Annotated in this window: 21 protein-coding genes; 8 read left to right on the forward strand and 13 right to left on the reverse strand. The window is 69.5% G+C overall.

The genetic code is table 11. The features are described 5' to 3' along the window. The first annotated feature begins 26 nt into the window (after positions 1-26). The 3 genes from IE278_RS31885 to IE278_RS31895 all read left to right on the forward strand — a co-directional run bounded on the left by IE278_RS31885 (position 27) and on the right by IE278_RS31895 (position 3,753). Positions 27-992, forward strand: a complete 966-nt coding sequence (locus tag IE278_RS31885; protein ID WP_189777157.1) for an arabinan endo-1,5-alpha-L-arabinosidase — start codon at positions 27-29, stop codon at positions 990-992. A gap of 117 nt (positions 993-1,109) precedes the next feature. Then, positions 1,110-2,624, forward strand: coding sequence for an arabinosylfuranosidase ArfA (gene arfA / locus IE278_RS31890; protein WP_189777159.1), 1,515 nt, complete (start codon positions 1,110-1,112; stop codon positions 2,622-2,624). Positions 2,625-2,847: 223 nt separating this feature from the next. After that, complete coding sequence (locus IE278_RS31895) at positions 2,848-3,753, forward strand: sulfite exporter TauE/SafE family protein (RefSeq protein WP_189777161.1); 906 nt, start codon at positions 2,848-2,850, stop codon at positions 3,751-3,753. 185 nt (positions 3,754-3,938) lie between these two features. Here IE278_RS31895 and IE278_RS31900 read toward each other — a convergent pair whose 3' ends face one another. Both IE278_RS31900 and IE278_RS31905 read right to left on the reverse strand, forming a co-directional pair. Further along, complete coding sequence (locus tag IE278_RS31900) at positions 3,939-5,495, reverse strand: helix-turn-helix domain-containing protein (protein WP_189777163.1); 1,557 nt, start codon at positions 5,493-5,495, stop codon at positions 3,939-3,941. Positions 5,496-5,560: 65 nt separating this feature from the next. After that, positions 5,561-6,466 (reverse strand): LysR family transcriptional regulator, encoded by a 906-nt coding sequence (locus IE278_RS31905; protein WP_189777165.1) that lies wholly within the window; start codon positions 6,464-6,466, stop codon positions 5,561-5,563. Between the two features lie 163 nt (positions 6,467-6,629). Between IE278_RS31905 and IE278_RS31910 the strand changes: the two genes are divergently transcribed. Beyond that, positions 6,630-6,842 carry a hypothetical protein gene (locus IE278_RS31910; protein ID WP_189777167.1) on the forward strand — a complete coding sequence of 71 codons (213 nt, stop codon included), beginning with the start codon at positions 6,630-6,632 and terminating at the stop codon, positions 6,840-6,842. A gap of 62 nt (positions 6,843-6,904) precedes the next feature. Here IE278_RS31910 and IE278_RS31915 read toward each other — a convergent pair whose 3' ends face one another. Continuing rightward, a complete protein-coding gene (locus IE278_RS31915) occupies positions 6,905-7,666 on the reverse strand; it encodes an intradiol ring-cleavage dioxygenase (RefSeq protein WP_189777169.1) in 762 nt (253 codons plus the stop codon). Between the two features lie 277 nt (positions 7,667-7,943). Between IE278_RS31915 and IE278_RS31920 the strand changes: the two genes are divergently transcribed. Beyond that, positions 7,944-8,936: an arabinan endo-1,5-alpha-L-arabinosidase gene (locus IE278_RS31920; RefSeq protein WP_246570954.1), complete on the forward strand. Its 993-nt coding sequence runs from the start codon at positions 7,944-7,946 to the stop codon at positions 8,934-8,936. After that, entirely contained in the window at positions 8,918-10,351 is a 1,434-nt protein-coding gene (locus IE278_RS31925; RefSeq protein WP_189777174.1) for a family 43 glycosylhydrolase, read from the forward strand. Before IE278_RS31920 ends, IE278_RS31925 begins: the two co-directional genes overlap by 19 nt. Before the next feature lie 175 nt (positions 10,352-10,526). Here IE278_RS31925 and IE278_RS31930 read toward each other — a convergent pair whose 3' ends face one another. The 8 genes from IE278_RS31930 to IE278_RS31965 form a co-directional block, all read right to left on the reverse strand. After that, positions 10,527-12,098, reverse strand: a complete 1,572-nt coding sequence (locus IE278_RS31930) for a pyridoxal phosphate-dependent aminotransferase (RefSeq protein WP_189777176.1) — start codon at positions 12,096-12,098, stop codon at positions 10,527-10,529. Between the two features lie 152 nt (positions 12,099-12,250). Continuing rightward, entirely contained in the window at positions 12,251-13,309 is a 1,059-nt protein-coding gene (locus IE278_RS31935) for an aldose epimerase family protein (protein WP_246570957.1), read from the reverse strand. Positions 13,310-13,405: 96 nt separating this feature from the next. Further along, positions 13,406-14,653 (reverse strand): multiple monosaccharide ABC transporter permease, encoded by a 1,248-nt coding sequence (mmsB, locus tag IE278_RS31940; protein WP_189777177.1) that lies wholly within the window; start codon positions 14,651-14,653, stop codon positions 13,406-13,408. Between the two features lie 5 nt (positions 14,654-14,658). After that, the gene (mmsA, locus tag IE278_RS31945; protein WP_189777179.1) at positions 14,659-16,200 is read right to left on the reverse strand and encodes a multiple monosaccharide ABC transporter ATP-binding protein; all 1,542 of its coding nucleotides are present in this window, start codon (positions 16,198-16,200) and stop codon (positions 14,659-14,661) included. A 35-nt stretch (positions 16,201-16,235) separates the two neighbouring features. Continuing rightward, positions 16,236-17,348 (reverse strand): multiple monosaccharide ABC transporter substrate-binding protein, encoded by a 1,113-nt coding sequence (gene chvE / locus IE278_RS31950; protein ID WP_189777182.1) that lies wholly within the window; start codon positions 17,346-17,348, stop codon positions 16,236-16,238. 135 nt (positions 17,349-17,483) lie between these two features. Then, positions 17,484-18,452 carry a hypothetical protein gene (locus IE278_RS31955; RefSeq protein WP_189777183.1) on the reverse strand — a complete coding sequence of 323 codons (969 nt, stop codon included), beginning with the start codon at positions 18,450-18,452 and terminating at the stop codon, positions 17,484-17,486. A gap of 135 nt (positions 18,453-18,587) precedes the next feature. Beyond that, the gene (locus tag IE278_RS31960) at positions 18,588-19,601 is read right to left on the reverse strand and encodes a zinc-dependent alcohol dehydrogenase (RefSeq protein ID WP_189777185.1); all 1,014 of its coding nucleotides are present in this window, start codon (positions 19,599-19,601) and stop codon (positions 18,588-18,590) included. 142 nt (positions 19,602-19,743) lie between these two features. Then, positions 19,744-20,904, reverse strand: a complete 1,161-nt coding sequence (locus IE278_RS31965; RefSeq protein ID WP_189777187.1) for a mandelate racemase/muconate lactonizing enzyme family protein — start codon at positions 20,902-20,904, stop codon at positions 19,744-19,746. A gap of 264 nt (positions 20,905-21,168) precedes the next feature. Here IE278_RS31965 and IE278_RS31970 point away from each other — a divergent pair, with 264 nt between their 5' ends. Continuing rightward, positions 21,169-21,918 carry an SCO2400 family protein gene (locus tag IE278_RS31970; protein WP_189777189.1) on the forward strand — a complete coding sequence of 250 codons (750 nt, stop codon included), beginning with the start codon at positions 21,169-21,171 and terminating at the stop codon, positions 21,916-21,918. Positions 21,919-22,114: 196 nt separating this feature from the next. Here the strand turns inward: IE278_RS31970 and IE278_RS31975 are convergent, their stop codons facing one another. After that, the gene (locus IE278_RS31975; protein WP_189777191.1) at positions 22,115-22,552 is read right to left on the reverse strand and encodes a MarR family winged helix-turn-helix transcriptional regulator; all 438 of its coding nucleotides are present in this window, start codon (positions 22,550-22,552) and stop codon (positions 22,115-22,117) included. Between the two features lie 113 nt (positions 22,553-22,665). Here IE278_RS31975 and IE278_RS31980 point away from each other — a divergent pair, with 113 nt between their 5' ends. Then, positions 22,666-23,688 carry an NADP-dependent oxidoreductase gene (locus IE278_RS31980; protein WP_189777193.1) on the forward strand — a complete coding sequence of 341 codons (1,023 nt, stop codon included), beginning with the start codon at positions 22,666-22,668 and terminating at the stop codon, positions 23,686-23,688. 108 nt (positions 23,689-23,796) lie between these two features. Here the strand turns inward: IE278_RS31980 and IE278_RS31985 are convergent, their stop codons facing one another. Beyond that, positions 23,797-24,957 (reverse strand): serine hydrolase domain-containing protein, encoded by a 1,161-nt coding sequence (locus IE278_RS31985; RefSeq protein WP_189777195.1) that lies wholly within the window; start codon positions 24,955-24,957, stop codon positions 23,797-23,799. Positions 24,958-25,002 lie beyond the last annotated feature (45 nt).

Consider the following 25,002-nt stretch of genomic DNA (forward strand, 5'->3'; position numbering starts at 1 on the left):
CGTAACTCCCCTCAAGGAGCTACCAGTTGAAGCGGTTCAGACTCGCCGCGGTACTCGCCGCGGCCCTCCTCGCCCTGCTCCCGACGACGGCGCAGGCGGCCGAGTACCCGGACCCCCTGCCTCTCACCGGCCAGCAGATCATCCACGACCCGACCGTCATCCGCCTCAAGTCGGGTGAGTACGCGGCCTATTCGACCGGCGGGATCATCGGCGCCCGCCTGTCGAAGGACCTCAGACACTGGGACGACGCGGGCAACGCCTTCGCCGAACCGCCGTCCTGGTGGTACGAGTACAACGACACCGGCGACCCCTGGGCCCCCGACATCTCCTACCGCGCGGGCCGCTACTGGCTCTACTACGCGGTCTCGTCCTGGGGCACCAACCACTCCGCGATCGGCGTGGCCACCTCCGACTCCGGCCGGCCCGGCACCTGGACCGACCACGGCAAGGTCCTCACCTCCGGGACCACCGACACCTGGAACGCCATCGACCCGGCGATCACCAGGGCCGACGGCAAGCTGTGGATGGCGTTCGGCTCGTACTGGACCGGCATCCGCATGGTCGAACTGAACCCCGCCACCGGCAAGGCCGTCCCCGGCACGACGGTCCACCACCTGGCGACCCGCCCGGACGCCCCGTACGCGGTCGAGGGCCCGTACATCGTCAAGCACGGCCGTTTCCACTACCTGTTCGCCTCGTACGACGCGTGCTGCGCGGGCGTGAACAGCACGTACAAGATCCGGGTCGGCAGATCGGCCTCGATCACCGGCCCGTACGTGGACAGCACCGGCACCCCCCTCCTCCAGGGCGGCGGCGACCTCCTCCTGGAGGGCCACGGCAGATACATCGGCACGGGCGGCCAGTCGGTCTTCAGCGACCGGGGCAAGGACTGGCTGGCGTACCACTACTACGACGCGCAGGACGAGGGCACCCCGAAGCTGGCGCTCAACCGCCTCAGCTGGTCGAAAGAGGGCTGGCCGAAGGTCTTTTAGCTATCAGGGGCGCGGGGCCGTGACCTGTGCGGCTCCGCCGCGTGGGCGCGACCAGCCACCACGCACCCGCACCCGCCGACGAAACCCGAGCCCCCTCCCGAAAGGCGAAAAGGCACCATGCAAGAAAAGGCACGCTTCACCCTGGACCCCGCTTTCACGGTCGGCGAAGTAGACCCCCGCCTGTTCGGCTCGTTCGTAGAACACCTGGGCCGCTGCGTATACACCGGCATATACGAGCCCGGACACCCCACCGCCGACGAGGCGGGCCTCCGCCAGGACGTCCTCGACCTGGTGAGGGAACTCGGCGTCACAACGATCCGCTACCCCGGCGGCAACTTCGTCTCCGGCTACAAGTGGGAGGACTCGGTGGGCCCCGCCGAGGACCGCCCCCGCCGCCTGGACCTGGCCTGGCGCTCCACGGAGACGAACCGCTTCGGCCTGTCCGAGTACATCGCGTTCCTGAAGAAGCTCGGCCCTCACGCCGAGCCGATGATGGCGGTGAACCTCGGCACGAGAGGAGTCGCCGAGGCCCTGGAACTCCAGGAGTATGCCAACCACCCCTCGGGCACGGCGCTCTCCGACCTCCGCGTCGCGCACGGCGACAAGGATCCCTTCGCCATCCGCATGTGGTGCCTGGGCAACGAGATGGACGGCCCCTGGCAGACCGGGCACAAGACGGCCGAGGAGTACGGCCGCCTCGCCGCCGAGACGGCCCGCGCCATGCGGCAGATCGACCCGGGCGTCGAACTCGTCGCCTGCGGCTCCTCGGGCCAGTCGATGGAGACCTTCGCGGAGTGGGAGGCCACGGTCCTGGCCGAGACGTACGACCTGGTCGACCACATCTCCCTGCACGCCTACTACGAGCCCCACGACGGAGACGTCGACTCCTTCCTGGCCTCCGCCGTGGACATGGAGTCCTTCATCGAGAACGTGGTCGCCACCTGCGACCACATCGGCGCGCGGCTGAAGTCGAAGAAGCGGATCAACCTCTCCTTCGACGAGTGGAACGTCTGGTACCTGTCGCGCACCCAGGAGGAGGCCGAGCGCAACCCGCTGGACTGGCCGGAGGCACCGCGCCTCCTGGAGGACAACTACAACGTCACCGACGCGGTGGTGTTCGGCTCGCTCCTGATAGCCCTGCTGCGGCACGCGGACCGGGTGACGATCGCGTGCCTGGCCCAGCTCGTCAACGTCATCGCGCCGGTCATGACCGAGCCGGGCGGCCCGGCCTGGCGCCAGACGACGTTCTTCCCGTTCGCGCAGGCCTCGCGCTACGGGCGGGGCGAGGTCCTCGACGTACGCGTGGACTCACCGACGTACGAGACCGCGAAGTACGGCGAGACGGACCTGCTGCACGCCACCGCCGTGCGCGCGGAGGACGGCTCGGTCACGGTCTTCGCCGTCAACCGCAGCCGAACGGAGTCACTGCCGCTGGAGGTCTCACTCGACGCCCTAAGCCTGACGACGGTGACGGAACACAGCGCCCTGTCCGACGAGGACCCGGACGCCCGCAACACCCTCACGGCCCCGGACCGGGTACGCCCGCACGACGTCCCGGGCACCACACTCCAGAACGGCAAACTCACCACCACCCTGGACCCGCTGTCCTGGAACATGATCCGCCTGGTCTGAGCCGCCGCCCGCCCTCCGCGGCCCGGAAAGCCGCGGTGCCCCGGCCCTCCCCGGCCGGGGCACCGTCGGTCCGGCTCGGTCTGCCCGGCACCACCTGTGCGGCGTCCTCATCCCACGCTCAGGCAATCCTCAGCTCCGGCGCCTAGCGTCCCGTTCGTCCCTTCCGTCTCCCGAGGCGCTTTCCGGAGGGGCCTCGCGATACGACGGGACGGACACGGACACGATGCGCACGCTGGTACTGCTCGCCCTGGCGGGCCTGGGCGCCCAGCTGGTGGACGGCAGCCTCGGTATGGCCTACGGCGTGACCTCGACCACCCTGCTGCTCTCCCTGGGCACCAACCCGGCCGCCGCCTCCGCCACGGTCCACCTCGCGGAGATCGGGACGACCCTGATGTCCGGCGCCTCGCACTGGCGCTTCGGGAACGTGGACTGGAGGGTCGTCGTCCGGATCGGGGTGCCCGGAGCCGTCGGGTCGTTCCTCGGGGCGACCGTCCTGTCCGGGCTGTCCACCGGGACCGCCGAGCCGCTGATGTCCCTGATCCTGCTGGGGCTCGGGCTGTACGTCATGTCCCGGTTCACCTTTCGCGGCCTGCCCGAGGGCAATCTCGGCAAGCCGCTGCGCAGACGGTTCCTGTCGCCGCTCGGCCTCGTCGCCGGGTTCCTCGACGCGACCGGCGGAGGCGGCTGGGGGCCGGTCGGTACCCCGGCGCTGCTGGCCGGCGGCCGGATGGAGCCGCGCAAGGTCATCGGGTCCATCGACACCAGCGAGTTCCTCGTCGCCGTCGCCGCCAGCCTCGGTTTCCTCTTCTCCCTCGGCTCCCAGGGCCTGAACTGGCGCTGGGTCGCCGCGTTCCTGATCGGCGGCCTGATCGCGGCGCCCGTCGCGGCCTGGCTGGTGCGCCTGCTGCCCCCGCGCGTCCTGGGCTCGGCGGTCGGCGGCGTCATCGTCGTCACCAACGTCCGTACGCTGCTCAAGAGCGACTGGGTGGCCGCCCCGGGCGCGGTGAGTGCGGGTGTGTACGTGCTGCTGTACGCCCTGTGGGCCGGGGCGCTCGCGTACTCGATCCGCGCCCACCGCAAGGAGAGGGCGGGGGAGAGGGAGAGGCCTCTGGCTTCCCTGGACGCCTAGGGGCCCCAGGGACGCGGGGAACGGCGCGACGACCAGCCTCACCGAACCCGCACCCGACACGGCCTCGCATCCGGCACGGACCCCGCACGGACCCCGCACGGACCCACACACGCCGGTGCCCCGCGCGGGAGCGCGACCGCGGCGAATGACCTCCCCCGTGGGCCATTCGCCGCGCACTGTGGACGTTATGAGGCGACGTCCGCCGACGACCACCGTGCACGCTGGCCAGATTCGGCCGGTGGGTGTGCACGCTGTCCAGCGCCCGTCACGCGCAGGGCGTGTACCAGGTCGTGCACGCCCGAGCCGGTGGTCAGCAGATCGCGGTTGAGGAGGCGTTCGGCGGCGCGCAGATGGGCGCGGACCGTGTTGCGGCTCAGCCCCACCCGCGCGGCCGTCCGCTGCGCGTCGGTGTTGGCGTCGATCCAGGCCTCCACGGTGACGTACAGATCGCGGTGCCGGGTGTCGCGCAGAGGGCGCAGGAAGGGTTCCGCCCACGCCGTCGCGGGGGAGGTGCGCAGGAGTTCCCCGAGCGGGGGCGCGACCAGCTGGACCGTGTCGGTCTGGGCGGCGGAGTCGGCGGGGTCGCTCTGGAGCGCGGTGAGGGACAGGGCCAGATCGAGCGTGGCGCGGGTGCGGACCTCGCCGAGGTCGACGCCCAGCGCCTCCTCCGCCCGGCGGCAGTGGGCCGTGACGGTGGTGCGGCTGAGGTGCAGCAGCCGGGCCACGCCGGACCGGGAGAACGTCACCGCGAGGCGGACGACGTCCTCGGTGGGCTTGGGGACGGACTGCAGCGGTTCCAGATAGGCCCGCGCCCAGGCGAGGGCCGCCCGGCGCGGCAGTACGTGCACCAGCGAGGGCCGGCCCCGGTAGGCGGCCAGCCGGCCGGGGGAGTTGCGGGCGACGGCGAGGGCGTGCACGGCCTCGTTGTAGGCCTCGCCCGTGGCGGCGAGCGGATGGGGCCTGCTGACGCCGAGCGCGTACCCCGGGTTCTTCGCGACGAGCCGCCGCAGCACCTCGCCCTGCCGGAACCGGCCGCCCCCGGACTCCGGGTCCTCGACGGCGACGGGGCAGATCAACTGCTCCTTGAAGACCGGGCAGTTCACCATCAGACCCGGGCCGTGGTAACCCGACGGGTCCAGATAGGTCCGGGTCAACCGGTCGCGGTCGGCGGGCGGGCAGTGCAGGAGATGGACGCGTACGCGCTCCGCGTTCAGCAGCGGCGGTACGTCCCCGGTGGTCATCCGGCGTGCCATGGTGACGTCCCCGGCGAGCAGCGCGGTCAGTACCGCGAAGCGCAGTTGCGCCGCCTTCGCCTCGTACCCGCGCGTGCCGCCGTCGGCGTCCGACGCCCTGCCCAGCAGGTCGAGGATGCCGCCGGCCTGCGAGGCCAGGGCTGCGGCCTCCCGCGACAGCGCCGACGCGCTGACCGTCACCAGTACCGGGCGCGGTTCGCGTCCGCCGAAGGCCTCCAGGCGCACCTCCCGCTCGCCGACCCGTGTGGTGGCCGCGGCCAGCCGTCCGCCGGACAGCCGCTCCACCTGCTCCGTCAGCGCGTCCGCGATCCGCCGGGGGAAGCCGGCCGTGGCCGCCTCGACCGCACCCTCGCGGCCGATCCACGCGACGTGCGCCCCGGTCCGGCGCCCGAGCCAGTCCAGTACCTCCGCCGGGGTGCCCTGCCGCCGTACGAACCGCAGCAGTTCGTCGACGTCCTCCCCGTGTCCCGGCACCCCCACAGCTCTCACGCACCTTCCCTGCCCCGCGTCCACGGTCCGCCAGGGGGGCACCCTAGTGCGCTCCCCTGTGACGGTCACGCCACCGCTGTGGGTGCCAGTTCCCGGAGTTCGGCGAGGGCCGCCGCGACGGCCGGGCGCTCATGGCCCCCGGCGCGGGTGCAGGTGAGGAGTTTGCGGTGCGGGTCGCCCGCGCAGCGGACGCGGGTGATCGGCAGATGGGGAGGCAGATGGGCGAGCCGGGGGACGAGGGCGACACCGAGGCCGTGCGCGACGAGGTGGGCCATGACGTTCCAGTCCATGGCCAGGTGAACGACGTCGGGGGTGAAGCCCGCGGCGCCGCATGCGGACAGCACGTGCGGTCGGCAGGGGCTGTCGGCGACCGGCGCGATCCAGTCCTCGCGCGCGGCCTCCGCGAGGTCGATCAGCTCGCGTCCCGCCAGCCGGTGCGTGCCGGGTACGACCAGGTCGAACGGGTCGTCCAGCAGCGGCCGTTGGTCGAAGCGGGCGTCGCCGGGCGGTGGGTTGCGCGGGGTCACCTCGACGACCGCGAGGTCGGCCCTGCCCTCGAAGAGCAGGTCGAAGCCCTCCAGGACGGCCGCCTCCTGGATGCGTACGGAGAGCCGGGGATGGCGTGCGCGCAGCCGGGCCGCCATCGGGGCCAGCAGTACCGAGGCGGCCGTCGGGACACCGCTCACCCGCAGCAGTCCGGCCGGATCGTCGTGGTCGGCGCGCAGGTCCAGCTCGGCCTGGTCCCAGCGGGCCTGGATCGCGTCGGCGTGCGTGATCAGGCTGCGCGCGGCGGGGGTCAGCCGCACGCCGCGGCCCTGCGGTTCCAGCAGGTCGACTCCCAGCTCACGGGCGAGCAGGCGGACCTGCTGGGAGGCGGCGGAGGTCGTCAGATGCAGGGCGCGGGCGGCGGCGGTGACGGTGCCGTAGTGCTCGACGGCGCGCAGGACATGGAGTCGCCGCAGATCAATCATGAAGCCCAGGCTTAAGGGTCACGTCCGGAAAGTCAACGTGGACGCACACGGTCGTTCCGTTACACCCTGGGGTGTACCGAGTCCTTCCGCTTCCGGGGGCGCGGGGAACTGCGCAGTCAGCCCTCACGCACCCGCGGCCGAACCACACGTAAGGAGCCCACACATGACCAGCGCGGCGACAGCGCACCGCACGCCCGCCGGCGAGGCGTGCCCGTACTGCGGGTGGCCGGACCGTGCGGAGCCGTTCCAGGTGGTGTCCCGGCACGGCACCGCGGAGGGCCACACGGTGTGGACCCGTTGCGGGTGCGGCTCGCTCCAGGTGCGGGTCGTCGACGCGCGGGGCATGCGGGTGCTCAGCCGTAGTGGGCGGGGGTGAGTGTTCGGGGTGCGGGCCGGTGGGGGCGACCCCCACCGGCCCGCACCCCGACGAGTGGCCGATCAGGAGGTCTCGACGCCCAGCGTCAAGGAACCCGCGTACCCGGCAGTCGTCGAACTGCCCAGCGCGGTCAGGGTCAGCAGACCGGAAGCCGCACCTCCGTCGTCGTAGATGCCGTCCTGCGCGAGCGTGGTCCGCGGCACGGTGTTCGCCGCGTACACCGGCAGCGCCGCGACCCTCGTGGTGATGGCCTCGTTGAAGAACAGCTGCCCGGTGTGCAGTTCCTGACCGCCTTCGAACGAGCCGTCGGAGGTCAGCGTGACGTCGGTGTGCACCTTGATGTGGATGTGGATGCACCGCCCCCGGTACCAGCCGGGGTAGACCGTCGTGATCTTCGCGACGCCGTCGGTGCCCGTGAGGACCCCGCCGCGCAGGAACGTGCCGTTGTCGGGTTCGTCGTGCCCGTTGCCGCCGACGAACCCGGAGTACTCGCCGAGCGCGTCGCAGTGCCAGATCTCCACCAGCGCGCTGTCGAGCGGGGCGCAGGTGTCGTCGTCGACGACGGTGAGCGTGAGCTCAAGCGGAATGCCGGTCTTGTCCTCGCTGATGTCGGCGCGGACGAGTTGTCCGTCGAGGTAGTAGGGGCCTTCGGTCATCTCCTTCGTGAGGGTGCAGACGGCTGCGGCGGCGGCCGGCTGCTGGTCGGCAGCCGTAGTGGGGGCCGTGGTGGGGGCCTCGGGGAGCGTGGCACCGACGGCCAGGGTGGCCGCGGTGGCGCCTGTCGCTACGAGCACGGTTCGACGTCCGATCGATGTGTCTGTCATGAACACGGCACCGTAGAAACGGAATCTGTCGAATCGCTGTGGGTCAGGCAAAGTGACGAGGCGTCAAGTCTGTTGTGAGACAGCGGCGACGCCGAAAAACTTTCGACGCTTACCGGGGCGCGCGGGGCTGTGTGAACCGTTGACGCGCAAGGGGTTCGATTCTACGTTCCGGTCATCCCTCTCGTTCGAAGTCATGACCATTGTCCGTCATTTCGAACGAAAGCCCTTCCCGTCAGCTCCTCTCCCGTCAACTCCCCCCACTCGTAGGAGGATCCGCGTGAGCCGCACCTCCAGCACCCCCGCCCGTCGTACGCGCCGCAGGACCGCACTCCTCGCCCTCCCCGCGGCGGTCCTGCTCGCCCTCGTCCCCACCAGCGCCTCCGCGTACCCGAACCCGGGCACCGTCACCGGCTCGACCGTCGTCCACGACCCGACGATGATCCGCACCTCGTCCGGCCAGTACCTGCTGTACGCGACCGGCGGCGGCCTCAGTCACAAGACGTCGACGAACCGCATCGCCTTCAGCGCGGGCTCCGACGCCTTCGGCACCAAGCCGGGCTGGTGGTCGTCGTACGCCACCGAGGCCTGGGCGCCCGACATCTCGTACGCGGGCGGCAAGTACCTGATGTACTACGCCGTCTCGACCTTCGGCTCGAACAGGTCGGCCATCGGGCTCGCCGGTTCGACGACCGGACTGCCCGGCTCCTGGAGCGACTACGGGACGGTCTACACGTCCACCACCTCCAGCGACTACAACGCCATCGACCCGAACCTCTTCGTCGACGGCGACGGCAAGTGGTGGCTGTCCTTCGGCAGTTGGTGGACCGGGCTGAAAATGATCCAGATCAACCCGTCGACCGGCAAGCAGCTCTCGACGAACACCACGCGCTACTCGATCGCGTCCCGCCCGACCGGCACCAAGGCCGTCGAGGCGCCGTACATCGTCAAGCGGGGCGGCTACTACTACCTGTTCGCCTCGTACGACACCTGCTGCGCCGGCACCAGCTCCACGTACAAGGTCAAGGTCGGGCGGGCCACCAGTGTCACCGGGCCGTACTACGACAAGAACGGCATCTCCCTGATGAACAACGGAGGCACGCCGGTGCTGGAGTCGCACGGCCGGTACATCGGGCCCGGCGGGCAGTCGATCATGGCGGACTCGGACGGCGACCTGATCGTCTACCACTACTACGACGGCCAGGACAACGGCACTCCCAAACTCGGCATCAACCTCCTGAACTGGAGCAGCGGATGGCCCGTCGCCTACTGACCCTGCTGGCCGCGCTGCTCCTCGCCCTGTCGCTCGGACAGTCCTCGGCTAGCGCGGCCACCTTCGCCAACCCGGTCAAGTCGGTGAAGGGCGCCGACCCCTGGATCTCGTACCACGACGGCAACTACTACCTCGTGACGACGAGTTGGACCGACGTCATCACCATGCGCAAGTCGCCGACCCTGGGCGGGCTCGCCACCGCGCCCAGCGTGCAGGTGTGGAAGGGCGACGCGGCCTCGCGCTGCTGCAACATCTGGGCGCCCGAGCTCTACTACTCCGGCGGCAAGTGGTACCTGTACTTCGTGGCCGGGCAGAACATCGCCGACTACAACCCGACCCAGCGCACCCACGTCCTGGAGAGCTCCGGGTCCGACCCGATGGGGCCGTACACGTACAAGAACCAGCTCAACAGTGCCTGGATGCTGGATCCGAGCGTCATGAACGTGAACGGGCAGCTGTATCTGCTGGGCAGCGCGAGCGGCGGGACGCAGAACCTCGTCATCGCGCCGATGTCCAACCCGTACACGCTCAGCGGGTCCTTCTCGACGATCTCCACGCCCACGTACGACTGGGAGAGGTCGGGCGGGACGGTGAACGAGGGGCCCGAAGTGCTGCAGCGCGGCGGGGTCACGCGGATCATCTACTCCGCGAGCGGGTGCTGGACGCCCGACTACAAGCTCGGGCAGCTGACCCTGACCGGCTCCAACCCGCTGGCCGCGTCCTCCTGGACGAAGAAGTCCACGCCGGTCTTCCAGCGCAACGACAGCGCGGGGGTGTACGGGCCGGGCCACAACGGCTTCTTCACCTCACCCGACGGGAGTGAGAGCTGGATCGTCTACCACGCCAACGACAGCGCGAGTGACGGGTGTGACAACGGGCGGACGACGCGGGCGCAGAAGTTCACGTGGAACTCCGACGGGTCGCCGAACTTCGGTGCGCCGGTGGCGCTCGGTTCGAGTCTGGCGGGGCCGTCCGGGGAACCGTCGAGCACATCCACCACGTACACGCTGACCAACCGCAACAGCGGTAAGTGCCTTGAGGTGGCCGGTGGTTCGACTGCCGACGGGGCCAATGTGCAGCAGTACGCGTGCAACGGCGGGGCCCATCAGCGGTGGCGGGTCGAGGACCGTGGTGACGATACGAGCCGGCTCGTGAACGTGGGGTCCGGGAAGGTGCTGGACACGGCGGACTGCTCTTCCGCGGACGGGGCCGACCTGCGGCAGTGGGCGTGGCTCGACAACACGTGTCAGCGGTTTCGGTTCCTGGCCACGAGTGGGGGGTTCGTGCGGATCGTGAACCAGGCTTCCGGAAAGGTGGCGGATGTCGCGGACTGCTCCTCCGCCGACGGGGCGGACGTCCGCCAGTGGACATGGCTGAACAACAACTGCCAACAGTGGCGCCCCAACCCCGCATAACCCCGCGTCAACTGGGCCCGCGCCCCCAAAGACAAAAGATTGCGCCGTTCCCCGCGCCCCTTAAGGGGCGCGGGGAACGGCGCAATCTTTTAGCTCAGCCGCCACCCGCCCGCAGGTGGCGGCGGGTTTTTAGGGGCGCGGGGAACTGCGCAGGCTGTAAGCGCCCCCCAGGCGGTCAGCCGGCTCGGTTGGGGGCGCCGGCCGCAGGCCAGCCCGCTCCGTTGGACGCGCCCGGCGTGTTCGGCCAGCCGCCAGGCTGCTGCTGAGGCACCGGCTGCGGCTGCGGCATCGCCTGGGGCTGCGGCGGGAACCCCTGCTGCGCATACTGCGGCTGACCCTGAGCCGCCACCGCGGTCAGCCCGCCCGGCATCCCCGTCGTCCCCCGCGTCTGCGCCGCGGTCAACGGCTGCGGCTGCCCGACCATCCCGTTGGCCGCCGCCACGAGCGGCTGCGGCTGCGGCGGTTGCTGCGGAAGCTGTTGCGGCGGCTGCGGCTGCTGCACCATGCCGTTCGCCGCGCCCGCGAGTCCCGGGTAGCCCTGCCCGTTCGTCGAGCCGACGAGCCGGTCGACCGCCGCCGTCCCCGAGCTGTAGCCGGTCCCCGTCGCCAGCTCGGGCACGGGAGCGGCCGAGCGCCGGGTGGTCCCGTACAGCACCGCTTCCAGGCCGACCACCAGTCGGCGTACGTCCTCCTGCGGGCGCACCACGAGCCGTACGAAGCGGCTGGACGAGCCGATCTTGTTGCCGCACTCGCGGACCAGGATCCGGTGCTCGGTGAGCAGTCGGTCCCGGACCACGGTGCCCTCGGCGCCCACGGGGAGACGCACGAAGAGGAAGTTGCCCTGCGAGGGGTAGACCGTGAGGCCGGGCAGCATGGAGAGCTGGCGCGCCATGTCGAGCCGGTCGCGGCGCACCATGTGCAGGCTCTCCATGTACTCGGCCCCGTAGTCCTTGAGCATGAAGACCACGGTCTCCGCGAAGGCGTTCAGGTTCCACTTGGGCAGCATCGAGCGGATGCGGCCGGCGAGGCCCGGGTTGGCCACCATGTAGCCGAACCGCACGCCGTGCAGCCCGAAGTTCTTGCCGAGGCTGCGCAGCACGATGACGTTGGGGCGCATCACCGCCTCCTCGACGATGCTCGGCTCGTTCTCCGCGTCGGCGAACTCCAGGAACGACTCGTCGATGACGATCAGGTCGAGGTCGGCGAGCGCGTCGCAGAACGCCAGGATCGTCTGCTTGGGCAGGAAGCCGCCGTCGGGGTTGTTCGGGTTGCAGATGACGGCAGCCCGGGTGCCCCTGGAGCGTATGAACTGGATGTACTGCGCCGGGTCGAGGGCGAAGCCGTTGCTCTCCTGGAGCGGGAACATGTCGACGCGCTTGCCGGTCTCCAGCGGCTGGTCGGTCCAGCGGCCGAAGGTGGGGACGGGGATGGCGAGCGACTCCCGGACCAGCAAGTGGTCGATCCAGGTGATCAGTTCCGTGGACCCGTTGCCCATCGCCACGCACTGCGGGGGAAGTTGCAGCAGGTTGCACAGTTCGGCGGTGATGGTGTCCGCGCTGCTCGGGTAGTACGTGATGATGTCGCGCAGCCGGTTGGTCAGCTCGTCCATCATCCTGGGCGAGGGAAAGTACGGATTGCACGGGATACAGAAGTCCACCGGACCCGCCTCCCCGCTCTCTCGTGCCAGCGCGGCCATCGAGGGGCTGTGCGCGCCGGTGCGGAACAGCGAGGTGACATTGTCGGCCATGGACCCTCCGTCCTTGAGGGGCGGCCCGAGCGGGTACGCGGGCGGCGGCCCGAGCGGGGATACCCGGACCGCCTCTAAGTACGTGCGCCTGTGTGTCCCTGTTCAACGACTGTGAATCGATGTGGAAGTTGTGAACCACCTGTGAAGGGTGGTCACATGTTGAACGAATGGACCGTCGTCGAACGGTAGGTCTCACCCGGCCTGAGCACGGTCGAGGGGAACTCGGGGCGGTTCGGCGAGTCGGGGAAGTGCTGGGTCTCCAGGCACACCGCGTCGCCCTGCCGGTAGGTCTTGCCGCCGGTGCCGACGAGGGTGCCGTCCAGGAAGTTCCCGGTGTACAGCTGCATGCCCGGCTCGGTCGTGGCGACCTTCAGGGTGCGGCCGGAGACCGGCTCCCTCAGGTGCGCGATGTGCTCGGGCCGCTCCGTGAGTCCCTTGTCCAGGACCATGTTGTGGTCGATGCCCTTGGCGTACAGCAGTTGTGGATCGTCCTGCCGCAGGTCCGCCCCGAGCGTCTTCGGCGTACGGAAGTCGAAGGGAGTGCCCGCGACCTCGGCCAGCTCGCCGGTGGGGACGAGTCCCGCGTCGACCGGTGTGTAGCGGGACGCGGCGACCAGCAGCACATGGTCGTGGACGGAGCCGCCGTCCTCGCCGGCCAGGTTCCAGTACACGTGGTTGGTGAGGTTGACGACCGTGGCGCGGTCGGTGGTCGCCTCGTAGTCGACGCGCCAGTCGCCGCGCGCGGTGAGGGTGTAGGTGACCCGCACCGTGAGCGTGCCGGGGTAGCCCATCTCGCCGTCGGGGCTGGTGCGGCGCAGGATCAGGCCCACGTCGGAGCCGGACTCGTAACCCTCCACGTCCCAGATCCGCCGGTCGAAGCCCTCGGGTCCGCCGTGCAGGTTGTGGCCGCCGTCGTTGACGGGCAGTTCGTGGTCCTTGCCGTCGAGGCTGAACCGGCCCTTGGCGATGCGGTTGCCGTACCGGCCGATGATCGCGCCGAAGTACGGGCTGGACGTCTCGTACGCCTCGACGGTGTCGAAACCGAGCGAGACGTTGGTGTGTCCGCCGCGGCCGTCGGGGAGTTCCAGGGACTGGACGATGCCGCCGTAACTGAGGACCTTCAGCCGTGTGCCGCCGTTCTCCAGCGACCAGCGGTGGACCTTGGTTCCGTCGGAGAGTTCGCCGAAGAGTTCCTTCACCAGTTCGTTCACCGGTTCCTGTCTTCCCGAGACGTTAAGTGGTTCCTGACGCGCACAAAGCAAAATGGGGCCCCGTGGACCGTACGTCCACGGGGCCCCACCTGCACGTTACGAACCGACCTTGCGCTTGTTCCAGACGTCGAAGCCGACCGCCAGGAGCAGCACCAGGCCCTTGATGACCTGCTGCCAGTCGCTGCCGACACCGACGAGGTTCATGCCGTTGTTGAGCACACCGAGGACGACACCACCGATGATCGCGCCGAGGACCGTGCCCACGCCGCCGCTCATCGACGCGCCGCCGATGAACGAGGCGGCGATCGCCTCCAGTTCGAAGTTCACACCGGCCTTCGGCGAGGCGGCGTTGAAGCGGGCCGCGAAGACCAGACCGGCCAGCGCCGCGAGCATGCCCATGTTGAGGAAGACCAGGAAGGTGACCTTCTTGTCCCGCACACCGGACAGCTTCGCCGCGGGCAGGTTGCCGCCGATGGCGTAGATGTGGCGGCCGATGACGGCGTTGCGCATCACATAGCCGAAGCCCACGACGAGGACGCCGAGGATGAGCAGCACGACCGGCGCGCCCTTGTAGCTGGCGAGCATCATCGTCACCGTGAGCACCGCGGCGACCAGGGCCACGATCTTCAGCAGGAACAGCTTGAACGGCGGTACGTCGAGCGCGAACTCCTGCTGCCGCCTGCGGTCACGGAACTCCTGCAGCACGATGAACGCGATCACCGCGAAGCCGAGCAGCAGCGTGAGGTTGTGGTAGTTGGTGTCCGGGCCGACCTCGGGAAGGAAGCCGTTGGAGACCTTCTGCAGACCCTCGGGGAACGGGCCGAGCGTCTGGCCCTCCAGGAAGATCTCCGTCAGACCGCGGAAGGTCAGCATGCCCGCGAGGGTGACGATGAAGGATGGTATGCCCAGATACGCGATGAAGAAGCCTTGCGCGGCTCCCGCGGCGGCGCCCAGGAGCAGGCACAGCACCACGGCGATCGGCCAGTCGAGGTCGTGCTTGACCATCAGTACGGCGGCCACCGCGCCCACGAAGGCGGTGAGCGAGCCGACCGACAGGTCGATGTGGCCCGCGATGATGACGAGCATCATGCCGATCGCGAGGATCAGGATGTAGCTGTTCTGCAGCACCAGGTTGGAGACGTTGCGCGGCAGCAGCAGGTCGCCGTCCGTCCACACCGCGAACAGCACCACGATCAGGCCCAGCGCGATCAGCATGCCGTACTGCCGCATGTTGCGGCGCATGCCCTCCACCATCAGCTGCAGCAGGCCGTCGCCGCCGCCGGTCGAGCCGCCCTTGCCGGCGGGGGCCGGCGCGGGGGACTTGGCGGTCACATTCGTGCTCATCGGTCTTACCTCTTGTCCTTCGTCATCTGGCGCATCAGCACTTCCTGCGTGGCCTCGGCCCGCGGGACCTCACCGGTCAGCCGCCCGGCGGACATCGTGTAGATGCGGTCGCACATTCCGAGCAGTTCGGGCAGCTCGGAGGAGATGAAGACGACCGCCTTGCCCTCGGCGGCCAGTTTGTCGATGACCGTGTAGATCTCGAACTTGGCGCCCACGTCGATACCGCGGGTCGGCTCGTCGAGGATCAGCACGTCGGGCCCCGCGAAGATCCACTTGCTGAGGACGACCTTCTGCTGGTTGCCGCCCGACAGCTTGCCCACCGGCTCGAAGACGGTCGGCGCCTTGATGTTCATCGACTTGCGGAAACCCTCGGAGACCTGCCGCTCGGCGTGCTCGTCGACGACACCGCCCTTGGCGACCTTGCCCAGCGCGCTGAGCGTGATGTTCCGGTTGATGGTGTCGATGAGGTTGAGGCCGTAGTGCTTGCGGTCCTCGGTCACGTACGCGATGCCGTGCTTGACCGCGTCGGACACGGTCTTCGTACGGATCTCCTTGCCGTCCTTGAGGACGGTGCCGCCCGCGTACCGGCCGTAGGTGCGCCCGAAGACGCTCATCGCGAGCTCGGTGCGCCCGGCGCCCATGAGCCCGGCGATCCCGACGATCTCCCCGCGGCGCACCTGGATCGACACGTCGTCGACGACCTTGCGCTGCTGGTCGATCGGGTGGTGCACGGTCCAGTTGCGGATCTCCAGGGCCGGCGCCGCGCCCACCTCGGTGTCGTGCGGGGTGCGCTCCGGGAAGCGGTGGTCGAGGTCGCGTCCGACCATGCCGCTGATGATCCGGTCCTCGGTGGTCTCCTCGGCCTTCACGTCGAGGGTCTCGATGGACCGCCCGTCGCGCAGGATGGTCACCGAGTCCGCGACCGTCTCGATCTCGTTGAGCTTGTGCGAGATGATGATCGAGGTGATGCCCTGGTCCTTGAGACCCAGGATGAGCTCCAGGAGCTTGCCGCTGTCCTCGTCGTTCAGAGCCGCCGTCGGCTCGTCGAGGATCAGCAGCTTCACCTTCTTCGACAGCGCCTTCGCGATCTCGACGAGCTGCTGCTTGCCCACGCCGATGTCGGCGACACGGGTGTCGGGGTGCTCGTCGAGCCCGACCCGCCGCAGCAGTTCGGTCGCATGCTTCAGCGTCTCGGTCCAGCTGATGAACCCGCGCGTGGCGTGCTCGTTGCCGAGGAAGATGTTCTCCGCGATGGAGAGGTAGGGCACCAGGGCAAGCTCCTGGTGGATGATCACGATGCCGTGCTGCTCGCTCGCCCTGATGTCCTTGAACGTGCAGGGCTCACCCTCGAAGAGGATGTCGCCCTCGTACGTCCCGTGCGGGTGGACGCCGGAGAGGACCTTCATGAGGGTCGACTTCCCGGCGCCGTTCTCCCCGCAGATGGCGTGGACCTCGCCCGGCCGGACGCTCAGGGAGACGTCCGACAGCGCCTTGACGCCGGGAAAGGTCTTGACGATCGAGCGCATTTCCAGGACGGGTCCCGCCATGGTCGTGCCTTCCAATCCTTAGAAAACGGCGGTTGTTACTTGAGGTCGCTTTCCTTGATGTAGCCCGAGTCGACGACAACTTCCTTGTAGTTGGACTTGTCGACGTTGACCGGGTCCAGCAGGTAGGCGGGGACGACCTTGGCGCCGTTGTCGTACGTCTTCGTGTCGTTCGTCTCGGGCTTCTTGTCCTTCAGCACGGAGTCGACCATGTTGGCGGCGACCTCGGCGAGCTTGCGGGTGTCCTTGTAGACGGTCTGCGTCTGCTGGTCCGCGATGATCGACTTCACCGAGGCGACCTCGGCGTCCTGGCCCGTGACGATCGGCAGCGGCTTGCTCTTGGAGCCGTAGTCGTCCGACTTGAGCGCGGACAGGATGCCGATGGAGATGCCGTCGTAGGGCGAGAGCACCGCGTCGACCTTGGCGCTCTTGTACGCCGAGGTGAGCAGGTCGTCCATGCGCTTCTGGGCGGTGCCGCCGTCCCAGCGCAGGGTGGTGACCTGGTTGAGCTTGGTCTGGCCGGACTTGACGACGATCTGCTTCTTGTCGATGTACGGCTGCAGGGCGTTCATCGCGCCCTTGAAGAAGTACTGGGTGTTGTTGTCGTCGTTCGAGCCGGCGAAGAGCTCGACGTTGAACGGGCCCTTCTTCGAGCCGTCCTTCAGACCGAGCTTCTCGACGATGTAGCCGCCCTGGAGCTCGCCGACCTTCTCGTTGTCGAACGACGCGTAGTAGTCGACGTTCGGCGAGTTGAGGATCAGGCGGTCGTAGGAGATGACCGGGATGTCGGCTTCCTTGGCCTGCTGCAGAACGTTGTCGAGCGACTTGTTGTCGATCGCCGCGATGATCAGCGCGGAGACACCCTGCGTGATCATGTTCTCGATCTGCGAGACCTGGGTGTCCGGGTCGTCCTCGCCGTAGGCCAGCTTGGTCTTGTAACCGGCCGCCTTGAGGTTCTTCTCCACGTTGGCGCCGTCGGCGATCCACCGCTCGGAGGACTTGGTCGGCATGGCGATACCGACGGTGCTCCCCTTCGCGTCTCCCTTGTCGCTCTCACTGCCGCCGTCACTGTCCTGCCCGCAGGCGGAGAGGGTGAGGGCGAGAGAGGCTGCCGCGGCTATGGCGGAGAGGGCTGCCTTGCGATTGCGCATGATCATCTTCCTTGATGCTCTGACGGAGGCTCGGTCTTCAGTTGTGAAGGTGGTGGAGCTCGGAACGACCGAGAGGAGGTGTGTGGGATTGTGTTCGGCCGCGTCGTCTTTTGTGAAGGGGGTGTAGTCGGAACGTTATGAGGGAATGTCAAAACGTTGGAGTGTCCCCGGCAGCCGCGAACCGAGCGGCGCCATGTCGCCGTCCGCCCCGTGCCGCGCCAGCAGGTCCAGGGCCAGCCGGCCGCGCCGGACCCTCTCCCGTGCCGTGGACAGCGTCAGCTCCCTCATGTGGTGGCCGTACGGGTAGATCCCGGGAGCCTTGGACAGGCCGAACTTGAGGTACAGCGGTGCGCCGCGCCGGATCAGCTCGGCGACCTCGTACATGCGCACGTAGCCGCCGAGATCGTCGGGAGCCTCGATGTACATGTCCATCGGGGCCGCGCTGACCCTGCGGATCTCCGTCAGGTGGTCCAGCGTGAGATCGCTGGGCACGTTGATGGAGTCTCCGCCGAGCTGCTCGTACACGGCGTACGCGGCCGGGTTGACCGGACCGATGAGCGCCGAGACCTTGAGCGTGGTGTCGGCCGGAATGATCCCGGCGACACGGGCCCTGTGCAGAGTCCACAGCACGCCCTCGTCAGCCACGAGGAGGCACTTTACGCCCAACTCCGTTGCGCGTACGGCGTCTTCCAGACAGCCCGCCACCGCATCGTGACCACGCGCCCTGGTACCGCCGCCCCGCGAGTCCGTGCGGGTCGAGCCGCCGATGTCCCAGGTGCCGCGCGGGCCGGTGAAGAGGCACAGCTCGATGTCCCGCTCGGCGGTGGCGTCGACCATCTCGGTTATCTCGGCGTCGGTCAGCATCCAGATGCCGCTGCCCTGGCTGATCCGGTGGATCGGCACATCGAGCCGCGAGGACTCCTTGAGGACCACGGCCAGCGCCTCGGGCCCCTCGCACGAGGGGATCTCGGTACGCCATGTGCCGCCTCCCGGGAAGGAGTGCGGGGAGGCGTCGGCGGGGGACAGGGCGGGGGCGCCCAGGCCGAGCGCGGCGAGCGCCTGCTCGGCGGGTCGACGGGCCGCTCTGGGAGAAGCGTCGGTCACAAGCGTTCCTTAGCTCTGGCAAAGTAGTATGCGTTCGATATGTCGGACATGGTTCGTGTCGGTGGATGTACGCCGGTGCGGAGCGTCAGGTCTCCGCACCGGCGTACGGATCGGGGGTCGGCCGGACCGGCGCCCCTAGGGGCGCAGCAGCACCTTGCCGACCTTCGGATCGCCCGACCCCACCAGCTCGATGGCGTGGGCGAACTCGTCCAACGGAAGTTCGTGCGTCACCAGCGGCAGCGGATCGAGGAGACCCGCGCCGAAGACCCTTACCGTGTGCGCCCAGGCCTCCGGCGGCGCGCCGAAGACGGTGTGCACCTCCAGCTGCCGTACGACCAGGTCCGTGGGGTCCAGGCCCTCGGCGCCCGCCGCCGGGATGCCCGTGAGCACCAGCCGGCCACCGCGTCTGAGCAGCGAGGCGGCGGTGGTCGCGGCGGTCGCCGAACCGGCGGTCTCGATCACCACGTCGAAGTCGGCGGGCAGCTCCTGGTCCCGGGTACGGAAGTCACTGGCGCCGAAGGTCCGCGACAGCTCCTCACGGTCCGGGCGGGTGCCCACCACCAGCAGCTCCGAGGGCGAACCCGCCTTCAGGAACTGCACGGCGAACATACCGAGCGTGCCGGTGCCGACGACCGCCACCCGCTCACCGGGCCGCGCGTTCGCCTTGAGCGCCGCCGCCGCGATGCAGGCCGCGGGCTCCAGGAGCGCCGCCGCCGTCAGGTCCGCGTCGTCGGGAAGGACGTGCAGCAGCCGGGCGGGCAGCGTGAGCGTGCCGGCCATGGCGCCGGGCTGGGTGAAGCCTGTCTCCTCGTAGCCGGCCGTGCACAACGTTGTCTCGCCCTCGTGGCAGCGGTCGCAGACCTGGCAGTTGCGGAACCCCTCGCCCACCACCTTGCGGCCCACCAGGCTCTCGGGCACCCCGCCGCCGACCGCCTCGACCGTCCCTGACCACTCGTGGCCCGGGGTCAGCGGGTAACAGACGTACCCCTCGGGACGGTTGCCCTGGTACACCTCGCGGTCACTGCCGCAGATCCCGCTCGCGTGGACCCGTACCATGGCCTCGCCCGCGGCGGGTGCCGTGGGCTCGTGGGGGGCCAGCCGGTGCTCGCCCGGCCCCTCGATGACGACGGCCTGGGATGCGGCGCTCATGACAGCTCCGTGGCGGTGGGGCGGGTCGGGGTCCCGAAGAGGCGCTGCGCCCTCCGGTCCGCCACGGCACGCGACGACGGCGGTGTCCGGCGGCGGGGCACAGCCTGCCACAGACCCCTGTACAACTCGGCGCCGGGCGGCGTCACTTGGCGGCACCCTTCGGCTTGCGCTGCTCCCAGCCGTCCGCCCACAGGTCGAAGCGCGCCTGCTGCTGCGGGAACTCCGCCGCCGCGTCCGTGTCCAGCTCGACGCCGAGACCGGGCTCGTGCGACAGCTCGAAGTAGCCGTCGACGACCTGCGGGGCGCCCTTCACGATCTTCTTGATGTCCGCGTCCGCGAAGTCGTTGAAGTGTTCGAGGATCTTGAAGTTCGGCGAGCTGAAACCGACCTGGAGGGAGGCGGCCGTCAGCACCGGACCGCCCACGTTGTGGGGCGCCACGAGGACGTAGTGCGCCTCGGCGGTCGCCGCCAGCTTCCGGGTCTCCCAGATGCCGCCGAGGTGGCCGACGTCCGGCTGGATGATGTCCACGGCCTGGCTCTCGAACAGCTCACGGAACTCGATGCGATCGTGAATACGCTCACCGGTCGCGACCGGGATGTCCACCTTCGCGGCCACCTTCTCCAGCGCCTTGAGGTTCTCCGGCGGGACCGGCTCCTCCAGCCACGCGGGCTTGAACGGCGCGAGTTCACGCGCGAGCCGGATGGCGGTCGCCGGCGAGAAACGGCCGTGCATCTCCAGCATCAGCTCGGTGTCCGGACCGATCGCGTCCCGGACCGCCTCGATCAGCGAGACCGAGTACAGCGACTGCTCGTGGTCCAGCTCGAAGTGGCCCGTCCCGAACGGGTCGATCTTCAGCGCCTTGTATCCGCGCTCGACTACCGCCTGAGCCGCCTTGTGGTACGCCTCCGGAGTGCGCTCCGTGGTGTACCAGCCGTTCGCGTACGCCTTCACGCGGTCGGTGACCTTGCCGCCGAGCAGCTGCCACACGGGCACGCCCAGGGCCTTGCCCTTGATGTCCCAGCACGCCATCTCGATCACGGCGATACCGGACATGACGATCTCGCCGGCGCGCCCGTAGTCGCCGTACTTCATACGGCGGACGAGGTCCTCGACAGCGAACGGGTCCGAACCGAGAATGTGATTGGTCTGCGCCTCCCGCAGATAGCCGATCAGCGCGTCGGTGTGCCCCAGCATGCGGGTCTCACCGACCCCGGTGATGCCCTCGTCGGTGTGCACCTGGACATAGGTCAGGTTGCGCCATGGCGTCCCGACCACGTGTGTGCTGATTCCGGTGATGCGCACGGAAATTGCCCCTTGTGCTCTGCGGCTGCTTTTTCTTCTGTTCGAGATTTCGTCACACGTTCGAAATGCTGGCCAGACAGTAAGGATTGGGCGGTGGAAGTGTCAATGGGTCGAACGAAGAACGGTTTCGGCGGAGATGGCGAAGGAAGGCGCGGAATGGTCCGGGCTGTCCTCAACTGGCACACCCGAACGGGCAGTTCGGCACAGAACTTTCACAGCTTCGGCTGTGAACGTGACCTGAGCGGAGTTTAGTCTTCCGGCGTCATGGACTACTGCCTCCCGTGCCAACGGCACCTCAATGGCGCCCTCGCTTGCCCGGGGTGCGGTACATCGGCCGAAGCGTGCCGGGAGTACGCGGCCTCCCTGGACGACCGCGACGACGCCGACGGGCGGGACGACGCGACGGACGAGGACGACGGCGACGAGCCGGAGGGCGGCGGTGCGGGGCGCCGGGCCCGGCGCGGACGCGGCGGGAGCCGCGGGGTGCGCGCGAACCGGCGGGACCGGAAGGCCGCGCTGCACCGGCGGCGGCGCCGGCGGGTGCTGCTCGTGGGAGCGGGGCTGCTGCTCGCCGCGGGCGGGCTCAGTCTGGCCGAGCTGGGTATAGAGGCACCCTCCTCGGAGCCGAAGGCGTCGGCGGCGGAGGAGTCGTCGGCAGGCGCCTCGGCCGCCGCGGACGGATCGGCGTCGACCGGGGGAGGGGGCGCCGGGTCGGCGGGGGCGTCGCCCTCGGCCTCGGAGACGAAGAAGTCCGAGAAGTCGGAGAAGGACAAGGACAAGAACAAGGACAAGAAGGACGGCGAGGAGGGGGCGGACGAGGAGGACACGGAATCGGCCGGTCCGTCGTCGTCGACGTCCGGTACGACGTCCTCGGCGCCGGCCTCCGCCCCGTCCGACCCCGGGGCGTCCGACCCGGGTACGCCGGATCCCGGCCCCACGACGAGCGACCCGACCCCGGACCCGGACCCGACCCCCACGGAGCCGTGCGACCGCTTCTTGTGGTGGTGCACGTAACCGCCGGCCGCGCCGTTCCCCGCGCCCCTTCAGGGGCGCGGGGAACGGCGCAGTCTTTTAGGGGCGCGGGGAACGGCGCAGTCTTTCGCTTCTAGGGGCGCGGGGAACGGCGCAATCCTTTGCTTTGAGGGGGCGCGGGGAACTGCGCGAGTAACCCCCACCGGGCTGCACCCAGCGTCGTAGGGGGCGGGCCCCGTCAGGAGGCGTCCAGCATCCGGGACAGGAGCCCCCGCAGGGACATCCGCTCCTCCCGCGACAGCCCGGCCAAGGGCTCCCGCGCGAACCGCAGCGACAACCGCAGACTCCGGGCGACAGCCCGCCCCTCCTCCGTCACCGCCGCCAGCTTGACCCGCCGGTCGGACGGGTCCGGCCGCCGCTCCGCCAGCCCCCGCGCCTCCAGCCGGTCCACGATCCCGGTCACGTTCGACGGCTCGCACTTGAGCTTCTGGGCCAGCCGCCGCATCGGCAGCGGCTCAAGGGAGAGCAGGCTCAGCAGCCGCGCCTGCGCCCCGGTCAGCGCGTGCTCCGCCGCCGCCTCCTCGTACTCCTCGTGATAGCGGGCCACGACCGTGCCGATGAGGTCGACGACCTCAAGGGTCAGGGGGTCGAACGAGGGAGTCTTCTGTGCGGCCATGACCGACAGGCTACTCGGTTACTTGACATCATGAAATATTCAGGAGCATGGTTGTTTCACATACTGAAGCATTCTCATGTGTGGAAACCGTTGCACCAGGAAAGGCGCCCTCCATGACCGACACAGCCGAGCTCCCCACCGTCAACCGCGAATGGCATCTCGTCAGCCGTCCGGTCGGCGTCCCGAAGCCCGAGGACTTCGCCCTGGTCGAGGCCGACCTGAAGCAGCCCGGCCCGGACCAGATCGTGGTGCGCAACAAGCACCTCTCCGTGGACCCGTACATGCGCGGCCGTATGAGCGCGGCGAAGTCGTACGTCGCCCCCTTCGAGCTGGGCAAGGTCATGCAGGGCGGCGCGGTCGGCGAGGTCGTCGCGTCGAACGCCGAGGGCGTCTCCGTCGGCGACCACGTCCTGCACCACTTCGGATGGCGCGAATACGCCGTCTTCGACGCCAAGCAGGCCGTCAAGGTGGACCCGGAGGCCGCGCCCCTGACCACGTACCTCGGCGTCCTCGGCATGACCGGCCTCACCGCGTACGCGGGTCTGCTGCGCACCGCCGTCTTCAAGGAGGGCGACTCCGTCTTCGTGTCCGGCGCGGCCGGCGCCGTCGGCAGCCAGGTCGGCCAGATCGCCAAGCTCAAGGGCGCCTCGCGGGTCATCGGCTCGGCCGGTTCCGACGAGAAGGTCAAGCTGCTGGTGGAGGAGTACGGCTTCGACGCCGCCTTCAACTACAAGAGCGGCCCGGTGAGCGAGCAGCTCAGGAAGGCCGCGCCGGACGGTATCGACGTGTACTTCGACAACGTCGGCGGCGACCACCTGGAGGCCGCGATCGGCTCCCTCAACCTGCACGGCCGTATCGCCATCTGCGGAATGATCTCCGTCTACAACAACACGGAGCCGGCGCCGGGTCCGAAGAACCTCGCGCGGCTCATCGCGACGCGCGGCCGTATCGAGGGGCTTCTCGTCGGCGACCACTACGACCTGCAGCCGCAGTTCGTGCGGGAGGTCGGGCCGTGGGTGGCGTCCGGCGAGCTCAAGTACCGCGAGACGGTTGTCGAGGGCATCGAGAACAACCTTGAGGCGTTCCTCGGGGTCCTGCGAGGCGACAACACGGGCAAGATGATCGTCACGCTCTGACCTGGACGCCAGTGGGGCCCGACCTCAAAGACTGCGCCGTTCCCCGCGCCCCTTCAGGGGCGCGGGGAACGGCGCATCTTTTAGGGGCGCGGGGAACGGCGCAATCCTTTAGCTCGGCCCCCACCGGCCAGCAGCCGAGTGAACGGCCAGGACCAGCCGCTGGTTCTCCGGGGCCGCGCCGCCCGGGAACGCGATCCGCCGCCGTGTGTACCCGTACGCCAGCCCGCTCCGCGGATCGGCGAACCCCTGCGACCCGCCGGCCCCACTGTGTCCGAAGGCCCCCGCCCCCAGGAACGGATGCCACATGTCGGCGGTGGCCTGGAACCCCAGCCCGTACGACTTGTGCGCCCGCGCCACCAGGTCGTACCCCACGGAGTGGATCTGCCCCACCTCCGCGACCGTGTCCGGCTTGAGCAGCGCCGCGCGCCCGTTCACCTCCCCGATGGCCGCCGCGTACATCCCGGCGAGCCCGCGCGCGGAGGCGACCCCGCCCGCCGACGCCTGCCCGAGGGCCCGCACCGCACGGGAGTTGGGGAAGTCCACCAGCGGTACGGCCCCCGGCACGTGCTCGTTGAACGCGATCGAAGCCAGCGTGTGCGGCCCCCGGGGCGTCGCGTCCAGCAGCGCCTGCTCCGGCGGCGTCGGCGCCATCGGCTGCACCCGCAGGTACCGGTGCTCCTCCGACTCGGGCAGCCCCAGATGGAAGCCCAGCCCGTACGGCGCGCGGACCCGCTCCTCGTAGACCTCCTGGAGCGTACGGCCGGTGACCCGCCGGACGACCTCGCCCGTGAGCGCGCCGATCACCAGCGCGTGGTACCCGAAGGCCGTGCCGGGCCGCCAGAACGGCCGCTGGCCGGCGAGCCGTTCGGCGATCACCCGGTCGTCGGCGAGTTCGTCGAGGGTGAAGCCCGCGTCCGCCCCGACCACCCCCGCCCGGTGGGCCAGCAGCTCCCGCAGGGTCACCGCCGCCTTGCCCTCCGCCGCGAACTCGGGCCAGTAGTACGCCGCTTCACGATCCAGTTCCAGCGTGCCGTCCTGCACGAGCAGGGCGACCACCAGGTGGGCCGCGCCCTTCGAGGAGGAGAAGACACCGAACAGCGTGTCGCCGTCGGTGTCCGCGCCGGTCCACAGATCGACGACCCGCCGCCCCCGTACGTACGCGCTCAACTGGCCCGCGTAATCCGGCCGTTCGGCGGCGACGACGGAGGCGAACTCCTCGCGCACCGCCTCGAAGCCTTCGGCGACGGTGCCGTGGATCTCCTGTGCCATCCGTGCTCTCCTCGTAGTGCCGAAACTCTGTTCTCAGGTCCCTCT

Origin of the sequence: Streptomyces tauricus, assembly GCF_014650955.1 — a bacterium.
GTDB lineage: Bacteria > Actinomycetota > Actinomycetes > Streptomycetales > Streptomycetaceae > Streptomyces > Streptomyces tauricus.